The sequence below is a fragment of the Streptomyces sp. NBC_00094 genome, assembly GCF_026343125.1.
Classification (GTDB): Bacteria; Actinomycetota; Actinomycetes; order Streptomycetales; family Streptomycetaceae; genus Streptomyces.
This window is the reverse complement of record NZ_JAPEMB010000001.1, coordinates 6,317,254-6,331,478: the sequence shown is the minus strand read 5'-3', so window position 1 is coordinate 6,331,478 and position 14,225 is coordinate 6,317,254. Positions and strand designations below refer to the sequence as shown.

Annotated in this window: 14 protein-coding genes; 9 read left to right on the top strand and 5 right to left on the bottom strand. The window is 74.3% G+C overall.

The window, feature by feature from the left end; translation table 11 throughout:
* Nucleotides 1-66 precede the first annotated feature (66 nt).
* On the top strand, nt 67-1,086 hold the full coding sequence (locus OG580_RS28055) for a helix-turn-helix transcriptional regulator (protein WP_267046428.1): 1,020 nt from the start codon (nt 67-69) through the stop codon (nt 1,084-1,086).
* 118 nt (nt 1,087-1,204) lie between these two features.
* A complete protein-coding gene (locus OG580_RS28050; RefSeq protein WP_267048152.1) occupies nt 1,205-2,122 on the top strand; it encodes a polysaccharide deacetylase family protein in 918 nt (305 codons plus the stop codon).
* Nucleotides 2,123-2,137: 15 nt separating this feature from the next.
* Here OG580_RS28050 and OG580_RS28045 read toward each other — a convergent pair whose 3' ends face one another.
* Genes OG580_RS28045 through OG580_RS28035 form a run of 3 tightly spaced genes read right to left on the bottom strand, consistent with a single transcriptional unit; the run spans nt 2,138 to nt 3,851 of the window.
* Nucleotides 2,138-2,329 (bottom strand): hypothetical protein, encoded by a 192-nt coding sequence (locus OG580_RS28045; protein WP_267046427.1) that lies wholly within the window; start codon nt 2,327-2,329, stop codon nt 2,138-2,140.
* Between the two features lie 29 nt (nt 2,330-2,358).
* Nucleotides 2,359-3,009, bottom strand: coding sequence for an ABC transporter (locus OG580_RS28040; protein ID WP_267046426.1), 651 nt, complete (start codon nt 3,007-3,009; stop codon nt 2,359-2,361).
* Nucleotides 3,006-3,851 (bottom strand): ATP-binding cassette domain-containing protein, encoded by an 846-nt coding sequence (locus OG580_RS28035; protein ID WP_267048151.1) that lies wholly within the window; start codon nt 3,849-3,851, stop codon nt 3,006-3,008. Before OG580_RS28035 ends, OG580_RS28040 begins: the two co-directional genes overlap by 4 nt.
* A 137-nt stretch (nt 3,852-3,988) precedes the next feature.
* Between OG580_RS28035 and OG580_RS28030 the strand changes: the two genes are divergently transcribed.
* The 4 genes from OG580_RS28030 to OG580_RS28015 all read left to right on the top strand — a co-directional run bounded on the left by OG580_RS28030 (nt 3,989) and on the right by OG580_RS28015 (nt 8,401).
* Nucleotides 3,989-4,702, top strand: a complete 714-nt coding sequence (locus tag OG580_RS28030) for a peptidyl-tRNA hydrolase (protein ID WP_267046425.1) — start codon at nt 3,989-3,991, stop codon at nt 4,700-4,702.
* Between the two features lie 274 nt (nt 4,703-4,976).
* Nucleotides 4,977-6,557: a DUF692 domain-containing protein gene (locus OG580_RS28025; RefSeq protein ID WP_267046424.1), complete on the top strand. Its 1,581-nt coding sequence runs from the start codon at nt 4,977-4,979 to the stop codon at nt 6,555-6,557.
* A gap of 2 nt (nt 6,558-6,559) precedes the next feature.
* Complete coding sequence (locus OG580_RS28020) at nt 6,560-7,597, top strand: TIGR04222 domain-containing membrane protein (protein WP_267046423.1); 1,038 nt, start codon at nt 6,560-6,562, stop codon at nt 7,595-7,597.
* Between the two features lie 48 nt (nt 7,598-7,645).
* Nucleotides 7,646-8,401, top strand: a complete 756-nt coding sequence (locus tag OG580_RS28015; protein ID WP_267046422.1) for a TIGR04222 domain-containing membrane protein — start codon at nt 7,646-7,648, stop codon at nt 8,399-8,401.
* A 405-nt stretch (nt 8,402-8,806) separates the two neighbouring features.
* Here the strand turns inward: OG580_RS28015 and hemQ are convergent, their stop codons facing one another.
* Both hemQ and hemG read right to left on the bottom strand, forming a co-directional pair.
* Nucleotides 8,807-9,520 carry a hydrogen peroxide-dependent heme synthase gene (gene hemQ, locus OG580_RS28010; RefSeq protein ID WP_024755095.1) on the bottom strand — a complete coding sequence of 238 codons (714 nt, stop codon included), beginning with the start codon at nt 9,518-9,520 and terminating at the stop codon, nt 8,807-8,809.
* A 17-nt stretch (nt 9,521-9,537) separates the two neighbouring features.
* Complete coding sequence (gene hemG / locus OG580_RS28005; protein ID WP_267046421.1) at nt 9,538-11,013, bottom strand: protoporphyrinogen oxidase; 1,476 nt, start codon at nt 11,011-11,013, stop codon at nt 9,538-9,540.
* Between the two features lie 136 nt (nt 11,014-11,149).
* On the opposite strand from hemG, the gene OG580_RS28000 reads away from it, so the two are divergent.
* The 3 genes from OG580_RS28000 to OG580_RS27990 all read left to right on the top strand — a co-directional run bounded on the left by OG580_RS28000 (nt 11,150) and on the right by OG580_RS27990 (nt 14,216).
* Nucleotides 11,150-12,154: a DUF4349 domain-containing protein gene (locus tag OG580_RS28000; RefSeq protein ID WP_267046420.1), complete on the top strand. Its 1,005-nt coding sequence runs from the start codon at nt 11,150-11,152 to the stop codon at nt 12,152-12,154.
* 133 nt (nt 12,155-12,287) lie between these two features.
* Nucleotides 12,288-13,661, top strand: coding sequence for an FAD-dependent oxidoreductase (locus OG580_RS27995; protein ID WP_267046419.1), 1,374 nt, complete (start codon nt 12,288-12,290; stop codon nt 13,659-13,661).
* A 66-nt stretch (nt 13,662-13,727) separates the two neighbouring features.
* Nucleotides 13,728-14,216, top strand: a complete 489-nt coding sequence (locus OG580_RS27990; protein WP_267046418.1) for a hypothetical protein — start codon at nt 13,728-13,730, stop codon at nt 14,214-14,216.
* The last annotated feature ends 9 nt before the right edge of the window (nt 14,217-14,225 follow it).

Sequence of the window (14,225 nt, the reverse complement as noted above, 5' to 3'; positions counted from 1 at the left end):
CACTCGAGCAACAGTGCGATGGACACCGTGTGATGATTCGTGGACGTATCTATGGGGGGTACACACATGCTTGACGCGCTGGGGATCGACACCCGAGCGGAACACATCTACCGAATGCTGCTGCAGCACGCCGACTGGGGGGTCGCGGAGCTGGCGGCCTCCCTCTCTCTGTCCGAGGCCGAAGTCCGGGCGGCGCTCGACCGGCTCAGCGAACTGTCTCTCCTGCGCCCTTCCGCCACGGAGCACACCCGGCTCCACCCCGTCAGCCCCGAACTGGCGATGGAGTCGCTGCTCGCGCGCCAGCAGGCGGAGTTACTCGCACAGCAGCAGAAGCTCGAGACGTCCCGTGCCGCGGCCGCCCAACTCATCGCGGACTGGGTGGGCTTCCAGCCCCTCACGGACTCTCCCGGTGTGGAGACGCTCGTCGGGGTGGACCGGATACGCGACCGGTTGGCCGAGCTGAGCCGCCACATCGACAGTGAGGTCATGGCGTTCGTTCCGGACGCACCCGACGCGCAGAACATCGAATCGGCCAAGCCACTGGACGCGAGTCTGCTGTCCCGCGGCGTGCGGATGCGCACCCTGTATCCCGAGTCCGTACGCAACAACCCGGCCGGGACCGACTACGCGAACTGGCTCGCGGCCATGGGCGGCGAGGTACGCACCACCCCCGACATCCCGGTCCGCATGACCGTCATGGACCGGCGTGTCGCCATCCTGCCGGTGTACGGCGAGAACAGCGGGCACAGCGCTGTCCTGCTCACGGGGGACGGTACTCTCACCGCGCTGTGCGCCCTGTTCGACCTCGCCTGGGACCGGGCCGACCCGCTCGGCACGGCGAGAACGCGCGATGAGCGCGGACTCACGTCCCAGGAACGCGAGACGCTTCGCCTCCTGGAGCACGGGCACACCGACGAGGCCATCGCGAAGCGGCTCGGCATCTCCACCCGCACCACGCGCCGGATCGTGGCCGGGGTCATGGACACGCTGGGGGCGCGAAGCCGCTTCCAGGCCGGGGCGCTGGCCTCGCAGCGGGGCTGGCTCGCCGCTCCGGTCCCCCCGCACACGCGGAACGACACCCCCTAGGGGGGCGGCGATGGTGCGTCAGCTCCGGGCGTGGACTCCGGGGGTTGCTGCTGTCGAGTCGCGAGCGTCAGCCACTTTGATCGGTTAACTTCCGATCGTGAACATTTCTGTACGGAAGATGGCGGCGCTTGGCCTCTTGGGTGCCGTCCTCGTCGGCTGTGGCGGGGGCGGCACCGACCGGACCGGACCGTCCTCCCCGTCGAAGGAGCCGGCCGCCACCGGCAGCCCGTCGCCCCGCGCCGACGCGGCGGCCGGACCCAGGCCGGCGGCGGGACCCGCCTCGGCGGAGGCGGCCCGCCCGTCGGAGGCGGCCCGCCCGCCCGTGCGCACCGCGCCGCCGACCATCGCCCCGGGGCCCGGCGGGCTCACCCCCGTCTACAGCCGCCGCACGGGCGGTGCCGAGAAGGTCGTCGCGCTCACCTTCGACGCCGACATGACCGCCGACCAGGGCCCCCGCGCCGCACGCGGTGAACGCTTCGACAACCCGGAGCTCATCGCGACCCTGCGCCGCCTCTCGGTGGACGCCACCGTCTTCATGACGGGCCGCTGGGCGGAGGAGTACCCGGACCAGGCCAAGTCCATCGGCGGCGACCCGCGCTTCGAGATCGCCAACCACTCCTACAGCCACTACGCCTTCGCGTCCCCCTGCTACGGCCTCCCGACCGTCGCCGGGCCCGACATGACGGCCGACGTGCAGCGGGCCTTCGACTCCTTCCGGGACGCCGGGGCCGTCAACGTCGTCCCCTACTTCCGCTTCCCCGGCGGCTGCTACGACGACGCCGCCCTGCGCGCGCTCGGCCCCGCCGGAGTGACGGCCGTCCAGTGGGACGTGGTCAGCGGCGACGCCTTCGCGAAGGACGCGGACGCCGTCGCCCAGCAGGTGCTCGACGGGGTGAAGCCCGGTTCGCTCGTCGTCATGCACTGCACGCGCAGCGCCGCCCCCGTCACCGAGCAGGCGATCCGCCGGATCGTCCCGGAGCTGCGGGCGCGCGGCTACCGCTTCGTGAAGGTCTCGGAGCTGATGGGCGGCAGCTGAGGGAGGCCGGGGGGATCAGCCCGAGCAGGCCGTCCGCTGGGCCTCCTGCCACTCGCAGACCGGGCAGAGCGTGATCCCCTTGACCGACTCCGCGTACTCGGTCGGCTCCTGGCACAGCACACAGGAGGCGAACGGCCCCTCGGCCGCCGGTTCGTGCTTCGGGCCGGCGGGCTCGGAGCTGTCACAGTACGACGTCGACTCAGTCATGCCTTCGAGCGTACTCACTTCCCGCGTCCTCATTCCAGGCGTGCCGTGGCCCGGCAGGCGAGGGCCGCCGTCGCGGTCGCGAGGAGCACGGCGCCCGCGCACGCGAGCCAGGGAAGCTGAGCGGTCGTCGTACGGGAGCCGGTGACCAGGGCCGTCAGGGCCTGCCGCGCCGGAGAACCCGTGGTCACCAGGGCGAGAAGCGAGCCGGCGACCAGGGCCGCGACCGACCAGCCCGGGGCCTTGAGAAACGGGCGGCCGGTCAGGGCGCCGACGGCGGCGCCCGTCAGGACGCAGGCCGCCGTCGCGAGGAGACCGGCGCCCGTGGCGGCGAGCGGGCCGACACCGCGCCGGTCGCCGATCGCGGTCAGCCCGAGGACGGCGACGACGCCGAGGAGCGCCGGCAGGGCGGTGCCGGTGAGGAGCGCCGCGAGGTGGGCACGGCCCCGGCCGGCGGCCGCCGCGACCACGCTCCGGGCGGCGGGCGGTTCCTGGGTGAGGCAGATCCGTACGCACCAGGCCGTCACCGGCAGCAGACCCGCCGCCGCGAAGCCGAGCGCGCCGAGCACGGGCTCGCCCGCCCGGACGCCGACGGCGAGGAGCGCCGCGTAGAGGAGGAGCGGTGCGAGCCAGCGTTGCGAGCGGAGCAGCAGACCCGCCTGGTAGCGCAGGAGCGCCGTCATACGCGTACGCCTTCCTCGGTGCCGAGGTGGTGGATGTGCCAGGAGGCCGCGAGGAGCGCCGCGAGGAGGGCGTCGGAGTGGGCCGCGTCGACGGTCAGGACCAGGGCGCGGGTGGGGTCGTCGGGACCGGGCGGCTCGGTGGCGGGAGCGCCCGGGAGGCCCTCCGGGAGCGGCTTCCCGCCGGATGCGGTGATCCGGACCCGGGGCCCGGGCGGCGCCTCCCGCTCCTCCGCCGCGGCCCGCACCCGGCCCGCCTCCACCTCGTACACCGCGTCCGCCTCCCCCGCGAGGCGGCGCGGGTCGTGGTCGACGAAGACGACCGTCCCGCCCGCCGCGACCCGCTCCCGGACCGCTCGGTCCAGCGCGGTGCGGGCGGCGGTGTCGAGGCCGGTCCATGCCTCGTCGAGGACGAGGAGGTCCGGGTCGGCGATCAGGGCCTGGGCGACGGCGACCTTCTGGCTGGTGCCCTTGGAGAGTTCGGACAGTGCGGTAAGGGCGTGCTCTCCGGCCCCGAAGCGCTCCAGCCACTCCGCCGCCCCGGACTTCGCCGCCGCCCGGCCGAGGCCCTGGACGCGGCCCAGGTGGACCAGGTAGTCGGCGGCCGTGAAGGGGAGGGCGGCGGGAAAGCGTTCGGGGACGTACGCGGTGCGGGGCGGGCGGCCGGTGAGCCGGCCCTCGCTCGGGGCGTCGATCCCGGCGACCAGCCGGAGCAGCGTCGACTTGCCGGTGCCGTTGGTGCCGACGACCCGGACGAGCGCGGAGGCGGGCAGGTCGAGGCCGACCTCGCGCAGGACCCATGGCCCGCGCGGGCCGTACCGGCGTCCGACCCGCTCCAGCCTCAACCGGCCGGGGGCCACGGCGGGGTGAGGGGGCTCCGCGTGAAGATCGCTCCTCATGAGGGGCATCCTGTCCCGGCGGCGTGGTTCCCGACAAGAATCCCCCCGTCGTCCGCCCCGCGGCGCGGTGGCAGACTTGCCGGGTGAGCAGCGATGAGACCGACGTCCGCGACGAGAAGCCCCAGTTCGTCCTCCCCCTGGTCGTACGGATCGAGCGCGACGCGCCCCCGTCCCGTACCGACGCCCTGGAGACCGCCGCGCGGGCCGTCCTGGAGATCCTCACCGACGACCGCTCGGTCGGCGAGGGCGAGTGGGCGGAGGCCGTGGCCGACTGGCAGGACGCCCGGATCCGCAAGGTCGTGCGCCGGGCGCGCGGCGGGGAGTGGCGGCGGGCCGGCGATCTCCCCGGAATCACCGTGACCGGTACGGAGGCGGAGGTACGGGTCTTCCCGCCGGTGCCGCTCGACGGCTGGCCCAAGTTGCTGGCCAAGCTCCAGGTGTCGGGCACCGACCTCGACGACCCGGCCGCGCCGGGGCCCGTACCGGACGGGGCCGTGGTGCTCTGGATCAACCCCGGGCTCGACATGTCGGCGGGCAAGACGATGGCTCAGGCCGGGCACGGCGCGCAGCTGTTGTGGTGGGCGATGCCGGACGCGGACCGGAAGGCCTGGCAGGAGGCGGGCTTCCCGCTCGCCGTGCGCACCGCGACGCCGGAGCGCTGGGCCGCGCTGACGGCGGGCGACAGTGGGCTGCCCGTGGTGCGGGACGCCGGGTTCACGGAGATCGCGCCAGGGAAGACGGTCGTGTCCGAGGGAAGCCGTCTCTTCGCTCCTCACCTGCGGCTGCGACAGCCGTAGGGGACTCGGGGCATCACGTCACACGGAGGCCGCTCCCGTCAGTCCGCCTGCTGCCGGGTCCCCGTCCACGTCGACAGCTGGGCGCACTTCACCGAAGGCCGTGACGACCTGGTCGCCGCGTTCACCGCCGCCGGGCTGCTCGACCGTCCGGACCTGGACGGAACCCCCGCCGGGAGCCGGAACCTCAAATGAAGCTCTGAACGTCCCCCTTCCGGGATTCGAATGTCGCCGCCGGGGCCATCAGGTGGGTGACTGAGGACCGAAGGAGGGGGACATGACGGAACTCGGCATCGGCATCGGCTGGCGTCCCGAGATCGCGGAGGCGGTGGAGGCGCTGCCCGGCGTCGACTGGGTCGAGGTGGTCGCGGAGAACATCTGCGCCGACCACCTGCCCGACCCGCTGACCCGGCTGCGGGAGCGCGGCGTGACGGTCGTCCCGCACGGGGTCTCGCTGGGGCTCGGCGGCGCGGACCGCCCGGACCCGGCGCGGCTCGCCGCACTCGGGGAGAAGGCGGTGGCGCTGGGGGCGCCGCTCGTCACGGAACACATCGCGTTCGTACGGGCCGGGGGGCCGCTCACCGCGTCACCGCTCCTCGAAGCGGGCCACCTGCTGCCCGTACCCCGGACCCGGGACGCGCTCGACGTGCTCTGCGAGAACGTGCGCATCGCCCAGGACGCGCTGCCCGTACCGCTCGCCCTGGAGAACATCGCGGCCCTGATCGCCTGGCCGGGGGAAGAGCTGACGGAGGGGCAGTTCCTCGCGGAGCTGGTGGAGCGTACGGGGGTACGGCTCCTCATCGACGTCGCCAACCTGCACACGAACCACGTCAACCGCGGCGAGGACCCGGCGAAGGCCCTGTCCGAGCTGCCGGTCGAGGCCATCGCGTACGTGCACGTGGCGGGCGGCGTCGAGCGTGACGGCGTCTGGCACGACTCGCACGCCCACCCGGTGCCCCGTCCGGTCCTCGACATCCTCGCGGACCTCGCGTCCCGGGTCGCGCCGCCGGGGGTCCTCCTGGAGCGCGACGACGACTTCCCGCCGGCGGAGGAGTTGGCGGCGGAGCTGACGATGATCCGGGGGACGGTCGCGCGCGGCCGGGCGACCGCGCTCCGGAGAACGGTCACGCCCACCCGACGGCCCGCCGCTCCGGCACAGCCACTGCTCATCGGCGCGGGCGCCCGGGTATCGGGCGGCGCGATGCCGAGCGCGGTCGCGGATCCCGTCGTGGAGACGGTCGCGGATCCGGTCGTGGAGACGGTCGTGGCCACCAAGGCGGTCGCGACCGGTGAGGCCATAGCGGCTACCGAGGCCGTCGCGGCCGGTGAGGCCACGGCGGTCGCCGACACCGTCACGGCCGCCGACACCGTCACGGTCGCCGAAGCCGTCACGGTCCCCGGCACCCTCGCCGACGCCGACGCGGACGCTGCCCCGGCCCCGCCCCGCGACGCCGCCCGGCAGCGCGTCGGGCTCGCGCAGGCCTCGTTGTTGTCGGCGCTGGTCGCCGGGACGCCCGCGCCCGAGGGGTTCGACAGCCGGCGCCTCGGCGTGCAGAGCCGAGCGCTCGCGGCCAAGCGCGCCGGAGTCGTCGCGAAGGTCGCGCCGGAGCTGCCGGAGATCCTCGGCAAGGGCTTCCGCCCGGCGTTCCTGTCGTACGCCAGGACCCGCCCCATGACCGGCGGCTACCGGCGCGACGCGCTCGACTTCGCCGAGCACCTGCTGCTGGCCGACCGCCCCGAGGACCCGGCCGCCCGGCGGCGGCTCACGGAGTGGTGGCAGGACCGTTCCGGCAGCCGTCCGCCCGGCCGTGCCGTCCGCCTCGCGCGGGCGGCCCGCCACGTCCTCGTACGGAGGTGACCGTGAACTCCCTGGCCGTCGTCTTCTATCTGGCCGGTGTCACCGGCATCGCGCTGCTCATCACCCGGGTCGTCCGGTCGGGCGGCGGCTCCGGCGGGCCCGTCCACGACCGGTACGAGGTCGCCTTCCTCAACGGCGGTCCGGCCCGGGTCGTCGACACCGCCCTCGCCGCCCTCCAGGCCGACGGCCGGCTGGCGATCGGCGGCCCCGGCATCGTCGCCGTCGTCAGGCCCGTCGCGCACGACCCGGTGGAGCGCGCCGTGCTCCAGGAGCACGCGGCGGCCCCGCACGGGGCCCTGCACCACCTCCGGCTCGCCGTCATGCGGCACCCGGCGGTCCAGGAGATCGGCGACGGACTCGCCGGGCGCGGGCTGATCGTGGAACCGGCGAGGCGCCACACCACCCGCAGTTGGTGCCTCGCGCTCGGTCTCACTGCCTTCTTCCTCTTCCCGGTCTCGGTGATCCTCACGGTCCTCGACCTCGCCACCGCACCGGAGATGTCGGTGCCCTTCGTCGTGAAGGTGCTGCCCGTCCTCGCCGCCGCCGGGGTCACGGCCATCGCGTGCGGGGCGATCTCCGGGAAGCAGGTCACCTCGGCCGGGCAAACCGCCGTCGCGGCGTACGGACGCGCCCACGGTCATCTCGCGGACGCCGGGCACCTCGTGGCCCTGTACGGGCTGCGGGCGCTTCCGGACCCGGTACTGCGGGAGCAACTCCTCGCCGCCGCCCGGGTCTACGCACCGCGCCGCGGCGGCCGGAGGCGCCCCTCGTCCGGGCACTTCTCCCCCACGGACGTGGGCGCCGCCGGTGTGGTGGCCGTGTGGTGCGCGGGGAACAGCTCCTGCGGCGGGGGCGGCGGGGGCTCCTCCTCGGGCGGGGACTCCGGTGCGTGCTCCTCCGGTTCGTGCTCCTCCGGCTCCTGCTCGGGCGGCGGGTCCAGCTGCGGCGGCGGGGGCGGCAGTTCCTGTTCCAGCTCCAGCGGAAGCTCGTGCTCCAGCTCCAGTTCCAGCGGGAGTTCCTGCTCCAGCTCCAGTAGCTGATCACCCGTTCGAGTGGCGGGCCCGGCTGTCCTCCCGTAGAACTCGGACATGGTCTGGGTTCCGCTTCTCCTCGTGGCATGTGTCGTGGCCGGCATCGGCTGCGCGCGGCTGTGCCGGGCCACCCTCGTGGCGGCCCGGCCCGCACCCCCCTCCCTCACGGAGGAGGACGCCGAGCTGACCGTCCTCGAAGCCGCCTACCTCGCCGGCGGGCCGTTCCGCGTCATCGACCTCACCCTCGTCTCGATGCACCGGCAGCGGCGGCTGCTGCTCGCGCACACCGGCTGGGCGACGGTCGTGGACCCCACCGGCGGGTACCGGGACGACCTGGAGAACGCCGTGCTCGGTGCCATCGGGCCCGGCGGCCAGTCCCCGATCCCCGCCGTCCGTCCGGTGGTGGCCGCCGCCGACTCCGTACGGTCGCTCGCGCAGCGGCTCGTCGACCGGGGGCTCGCCGTGTCCGAGGCGGGCCGCCGGGAGATCGCGGCCGGGGTCCGGTCGGTGCGGGCCGCCTTCCTGCTCTCCCTCGTGCTCGGGGCGGCGGCGGCGCTCCTCGTTCCCGCCGCCGAACGGAACCTGGTCATCGCCGCGTTCACCCTGCCGCTGCTCGCGTCCGGGCTCTGTCTGCTGATCGGCCGGATCGAGGTGTACCCGTACACCCGCTGGGCCTCCCCCGCCGGACAGCGACTCCTCTCCGGTCTCTCGCGCGCCGATCCGCTCACCGCGCTCGCGACGCGCGGCCCCGCCGTCCTGGAGCCCGAGCTCCGCGACGCGCTCCGGGGACACGCTCCCGCACGCCTGCCCTAGGGGGTGTCTTGTCGATCAGACCGGGCTCGCGGGGCCTGGCACCGCGCCTCGCCGCGTTGTCGTCACTCGCCGACATCCCCCGTAGCCCTTCGGGCACGGGAGGTGCCCCCACCGCGTCGACTCCCTCCTCCGCCTTGCGATCCACGGCACCAGACCCCGCTCCCTGATCCGGCCCGATCGACAAGACACCCCCTAGCCCCTGCGACACGAGGCCGGAAACGCGAAAAGGGCCCGTGAAGGGCCCGGAAATGACGCCGGTGCGGCGCGCGTCATGCGCGCCGCACCCGGAGCCGGACCCGGTGTCGCTGGAGCGGAGGCAATGAAGACGCCCGCCGTCTGATCTTCCGGGTCAAGGGGTGGCGCGCCGACTGGGAGCCGGGCCGCCACCGGGTTCGTACGGCCGTGTCAGGCCAGGCCCGCCACCAGGTCGGCGACGCTCTTGCGGCGACCGGTGTAGAACGGGACCTCTTCGCGGACGTGCATCCGCGCCTCGGAGGCGCGCAGGTGGCGCATGAGGTCGACGATGCGGTGCAGCTCGTCGGCCTCGAAGGCGAGGATCCACTCGTAGTCGCCGAGCGAGAAGGAGGCGACCGTGTTGGCGCGGACGTCGGGGTAGCCGCGGGCCATCTTGCCGTGGTCGGCGAGCATGCGGCGACGGTCCTCGTCCGGCAGGAGGTACCAGTCGTAGGAGCGCACGAAGGGGTAGACCGAGATGTAGTCGCGCGGGTTCTCGTCGGCCAGGAAGGCCGGGATGTGCGACTTGTTGAACTCGGCGGGGCGGTGCAGCGCCATGTTCGACCAGACCGGCTCCAGAGCGCGGCCCAGCTTGGTGCGACGGAAGAGGCTGTACGCCTCCTGGAGCTCGTCGCTCGTCTCGGCGTGCCACCAGATCATCACGTCGGCGTCGGCGCGCAGACCGGAGAGGTCGTACGTGCCACGGACGGTGATGTCCTTGGCGGCGAGCTGGTCGAACAGCTCCTGGACCTCGTCGGCGTAGCCGGCGCGGTCCTCGGGCAGAACATCGCGCAGCTTGAACACAGACCACAGGGTGTAGCGGATGACCTCGTTGAGGTCCTTCGCCTTCTTACCGGCGTTCGGGATCTTTTCGGGCGCACTCATACGCCTATTCTCGCCCGTCACGAGGAGTGCCCTGCACCGGGGTCGGTCCTTTTCGACGTGGCGATGGTCTCGCCCGCGATCTCACCCGTGATCTCGTCGGCCGCGCGGTGGGCCGAGGCGACGCACGCGGGGATGCCGACGCCGTCGTACGCGGCGCCCGCGACCCGCAGTCCGGGCAGGGCGGAGACGGCCTCGCGGAGGCGGGCGACGCGGGCGAGATGGCCTACGGGGTACTGGGGCAGGCCGCCGGTCCAGCGGGTGACCGTGGTGGCGACGGGGCGGGCGGCGAGCCCGGTGGCGGCGGCGAGGTCCTTGAGGGAGGCGGCGACGAGGTCGGCGTCCTCCCGGTGGACCTGCTCCTCCTCGCCGTGGCGGCCGACGGAGGTGCGGAGCACGAAGAGGTCGGGGGCGCCGTCGGCGACCCACCGCCACTTCCGGCTGGAGAACGTGGAGGCCTTGATCGTGTGGCCGTCGACGGGCGGCACGAGGAAGCCGGAGCCGGACAGGGCGGGCATGTCGGCGCGGCGGAAGGCGAGGGTGATCAGGGCCATGGAGGCGTACGCGATCTCCGCCAGCTCGGCGGAGGCGGCGGGCGCGTGCTCGGCGAGGAGCGCGGCGGCGGGCCCGGCGGGGGTGGCGAGGACGACGGCGTCGGCGGCCAGGACCCGGTCCCCCGCGACGACCTCCCAGCCGGCCGGTCCGGTGCGGCGCAGGGCGGTGACGGGGGTACGGGTGAGGATCTCGCCGCCGGCGGCGCGGACGGCGGCGGCGACGGCGGCGGGCAGGGTGCCGACACCGCCCTCGACGCCGAGGAAGACGGAGCCGCCGAGGCCGGTGGCGGCGCCCGCGGCGTCGGCCGGGACGGCCGCCCCGGCCTGCTGCACGGCGTGGACGGCGGCGGTGAGCGTGGGGTGGCGGCGGGCGGCCTCGAAGAGGGCGGGGACGGCGGCCTTCATCGAGATCCGGTAGGCGTCGCCGGCGTAGACCCCGCCGAGGAGGGGTTCGACGAGCCGGTCGACGACCTCGTGGCCCATGCGGTCGGCGACGTACGCGCCGATGGCGATGTCGTCGCCGATCTCGGTGGGGGGCAGCTCGCGGTCGCGTGCGATCCGGCGCACGCCCTCCTCGGAGAGGAGCCCGTCGACCGCCTGGCCGTCACCGGGGACACCCATCACATGGCCCTTGGGCATGGGGATCAGCTCGCCCCGGGACCAGACGGCGGCGGTGGTCGTGGCCGGGGCCTGGAGCCGGTCGCCGAGGCCGACGGCCCGGGCGAGGGCGACCGCCTCGGGGCGGCGGGCCAGCAGCGACTCGGCGCCGAGGTCCACGGGCGCTCCCGCGATCTCCCCGGCGAGGAGCTTGCCGCCGAGCCGGTCGTCCGCTTCGAGGAGGGTCACCCGGTGGCCGGCGCCGACCAGCCGGAGGGCGGCCGCGAGTCCGGCGATTCCGCCTCCGACGACGACGACGTGGGATCCCGTGGTGTCCGCGTTCATGGGACCACTCTCTCAAATGGCCCGCGCGCTCCCGTTCCGAGGCCGGAACGTGACCGCATCGCTACCGCCGGACGGCAACCCGCACCGCCCCCTCCGCCGTCCAAGGGGCACGACTCGTCACCACCTGGGGGATCCCATGAGCAGAACACGAACGGTGTCACGGACGCGGACGGCGGCCGCCGCGGCCCTTCTGACGGCCTCGCTCGTCCTGACCGGCTGCGGCGCGGGCGGCATGACGGACGCGGGCGGCACGCGGGACATGAGTGCGGAGAAGCCCGCCGACGCGGGCGCCCAGGCCGCGAAGGGTGCCGCCGACTCCTCCTCGGGCAGCGAGGCCACGTCCGCGACGCCGGGCAAGGCCACGCAGCCGCAGCACGTCATCCGTACCGCGTCGCTCACCGTGGAGGTGGCGGACGCGGCGAAGGCCCTCGCCACGGCCCGCGGGGTGGCGACCGGGGCGGGCGGGCGGGTCGAGAACGAGACGACGGAGCGGCTCGACGACACGTACGTCACCTCCCGCGTCGTGCTGCGGGTGCCGCAGGAGCAGTACGACACGGTCCTCACCGAGCTGGCGGGCACGGGCAAGCTCCTGGCCCGCAAGGCCGACGCCAAGGACGTCACCGAGCAGGTGGTGGACGTGGAGAGCCGGATCGCCACGCAGCGGGCGAGCGTGGCACGGGTGCGGACGCTGATGCAGCGGGCGGAGAAGCTGGCCGACGTGGTGATCCTGGAGGGCGAGCTGAGCCGCCGTCAGGCGGACCTGGAGTCGTTGCTCGCGCAGCAGTCCTCGCTGAAGGACCGGACGTCGATGGCGACGATCACCCTCGAACTCACCGAGAAGGAGAAGCCGCACGTCGAGAAGGACGAGGAGGAGGGCCGCCCGGGCTTCGGTGACGCCCTGTCCGGCGGCTGGAACGCCCTGGTGGGCGCGCTCGCCTGGATCGGCCTCGTCCTGACGGCCCTGGCCCCGTGGCTCGCACTCGCCCTGATCGCCTTCCTCGTATGGCGCCACGTGATCCGCCCGCGCCGCACGGCGCGCCGGGCCACGGCCGCCCCGGAGACCCGTCCCCTGCCGGAGGCGAACGCCGCCGGGGTGGCCGCTCCCGCCGAGCGCCCCGACACCCCCGGAACCGGCGAGTGAGCCGAAGGGGCGCGGCCGGGGGAACACCCCCGAGCGCGCGGAGCCTCCTGAGGAACGAAGGAGGCGAGCACGGTCGGGGCCGTGAGTCCGGCTGGAGCGCCCCGGAGGCGAACCGAGCCCTCAAAATAGGGGGATGAGCGAACGACTGATCGTGATCGGGGGCGACGCGGCGGGGATGTCCGCCGCGTCGCAGGCGCGCAGGCTCAGGTCCGCCGGGGAGTTGGAGATCGTCGCCTTCGAGCGCGGCCACTTCTCCTCGTACTCGGCTTGCGGCATCCCGTACTGGGTCGGCGGTGACGTCGCCACGCGGGGCGAGCTGATCGCCCGTTCCCCGGAGGAGCACCGGGCCCGTGACATCGATCTGCGGATGCGGACCGAGGTGACGGCGATCGACGTGCCGGGCGGGCGAGTCCTCTCCCGGGACCTCGACGCGGGTACGGAGGCGTGGACGGGCTTCGACAAGTTGGTGATCGCGACGGGCGCCCGGCCGCTGCGGCCGCCGCTGCCCGGCATCGACGCGCCCGGGGTGCACGGGGTGCAGACCCTGGACGACGGGCAGGCGCTGCTCGACTCGCTGCAGCGGACGCCGGGGCGGCGCGCGGTCGTGATCGGCGCCGGCTACATCGGGGTGGAGATGGCCGAGGCGCTGCTCGCCCGGGGCTACGAGGTGACGGTCCTGACCCGCGGCGAGCAGCCGATGACGACGCTCGACCCGGACATGGGCCGGCTGGTGCACCGGGCGATGGACGGCCTGGGGATCACGACGGTCGTCTCGGCGGAGGTGACGAAGATCCTCACGGGCGCGGAGGGCCGGGTCCGGGCGGTGGCGACGGCCGACGCCGAGTATCCGGCGGACGTGGTGGTCCTGGGCACGGGCGTGGTGCCGGAGACCTCGCTGGCCCGGGCGGCGGGGCTGCCGCTGGGCACGTACGGCGGGCTGCTCACCGATCTCGCGATGCGGGTGCGCGGCCACGGGAACATCTGGGCCGGCGGTGACTGCGTGGAGGTCCTGGACCTGGTCTCGGGCCGGGAGCGGTACGTCCCGCTGGGGACGCACGCGAACAAGCACGGCCAGGTCATCGGGGCGAACGTCGGCGGTGACTACGCCACCTTCCCGGGCGTGGTGGGCACGGCGGTGTCGAAGGTGTGCGACCTGGAGATCGCGCGGACGGGTCTGCGGGAGAAGGACGCCCGGGAGGTGGGGCTGCGGTACGTAACGGTGACGGTGGAGTCGACGAGCCGGGCCGGCTACTACCCGGGGGCCGCGCCGATGACGGTGAAGATGCTGGCCGAGCGGCGTACGGGACGGCTGCTCGGGGTGCAGATCGTGGGCCGGGAGGGCGCGGGCAAGCGCGTGGACATCGCGGCGGTGGCCCTGACGGCGGGGATGACCGTGGAGGCGATGACGGCGCTCGACCTGGGGTACGCGCCGCCGTTCTCGCCGGTGTGGGACCCGGTGCTGATCGCGGCCCGGAAGGCGACGGCGGCCGTTCGGGCGGCGGGATGACCCGAACGGCAGAGTGACGCGACGTGACGGATTGCACGACATCCGTCACCGTGAGTGTGTGGTCGCATGATCCGACACACCGCGCGTGCGCTCTGCGCCGCCTCGCTCGTCATAGCCCCGCTCGCCCTGACCGTGACCCCCGCCCACGCGGTCACGACCTGCACGGTCAACGGCTTCCCGGTCACCGGGACGGTCGTGTCCGGCACCGCCGGCAGCGACTTCATCCGCTGTGCCTCGGTCGCCGGCGGCGACCAGGTCAACGGCCTCGGCGGCAGCGACACCATCGTCGTCACCGGCTCGGTCGCCGGTCTGGTGACCGGCGGCCCGGGCGCCGACTACCTCAGCACCCCCGGCACGATCTCCGGCACGGTGTCCGGGGGTGACGCGGCCGACTACCTCACGGCCGGGACCGTCGCCCCGACCGGCGCCGTCACGGGCGGGGCCGGGAACGACTACCTGCGGGTCGCCACCAACGCGGGCGTCGTCGACGGTGGCCTCGGCGTGGACTTCTGCCGGGTGGGCGTCGGCTTCCCGCCGGTCGGCTGCGAGGGCTGAGGCGCGTCC

What these genes read in the sequence shown, in the direction of transcription:
- OG580_RS27990 (WP_267046418.1), top strand. Translation starts at nt 13,728, where the DNA reads ATGATCCGACACACCGCGCGTGCGCTCTGCGCCGCCTCGCTCGTCATA.
- hemQ (WP_024755095.1), bottom strand. Translation starts at nt 9,520, where the DNA reads ATGAGTGCGCCCGAAAAGATCCCGAACGCCGGTAAGAAGGCGAAGGAC.
- OG580_RS28000 (WP_267046420.1), top strand. Translation starts at nt 11,150, where the DNA reads ATGAGCAGAACACGAACGGTGTCACGGACGCGGACGGCGGCCGCCGCG.
- OG580_RS28055 (WP_267046428.1), top strand. Translation starts at nt 67, where the DNA reads ATGCTTGACGCGCTGGGGATCGACACCCGAGCGGAACACATCTACCGA.
- hemG (WP_267046421.1), bottom strand. Translation starts at nt 11,013, where the DNA reads ATGAACGCGGACACCACGGGATCCCACGTCGTCGTCGTCGGAGGCGGA.
- OG580_RS28040 (WP_267046426.1), bottom strand. Translation starts at nt 3,009, where the DNA reads ATGACGGCGCTCCTGCGCTACCAGGCGGGTCTGCTGCTCCGCTCGCAA.
- OG580_RS28025 (WP_267046424.1), top strand. Translation starts at nt 4,977, where the DNA reads ATGACGGAACTCGGCATCGGCATCGGCTGGCGTCCCGAGATCGCGGAG.
- OG580_RS28015 (WP_267046422.1), top strand. Translation starts at nt 7,646, where the DNA reads ATGGTCTGGGTTCCGCTTCTCCTCGTGGCATGTGTCGTGGCCGGCATC.
- OG580_RS28050 (WP_267048152.1), top strand. Translation starts at nt 1,205, where the DNA reads ATGGCGGCGCTTGGCCTCTTGGGTGCCGTCCTCGTCGGCTGTGGCGGG.
- OG580_RS27995 (WP_267046419.1), top strand. Translation starts at nt 12,288, where the DNA reads ATGAGCGAACGACTGATCGTGATCGGGGGCGACGCGGCGGGGATGTCC.
- OG580_RS28045 (WP_267046427.1), bottom strand. Translation starts at nt 2,329, where the DNA reads ATGACTGAGTCGACGTCGTACTGTGACAGCTCCGAGCCCGCCGGCCCG.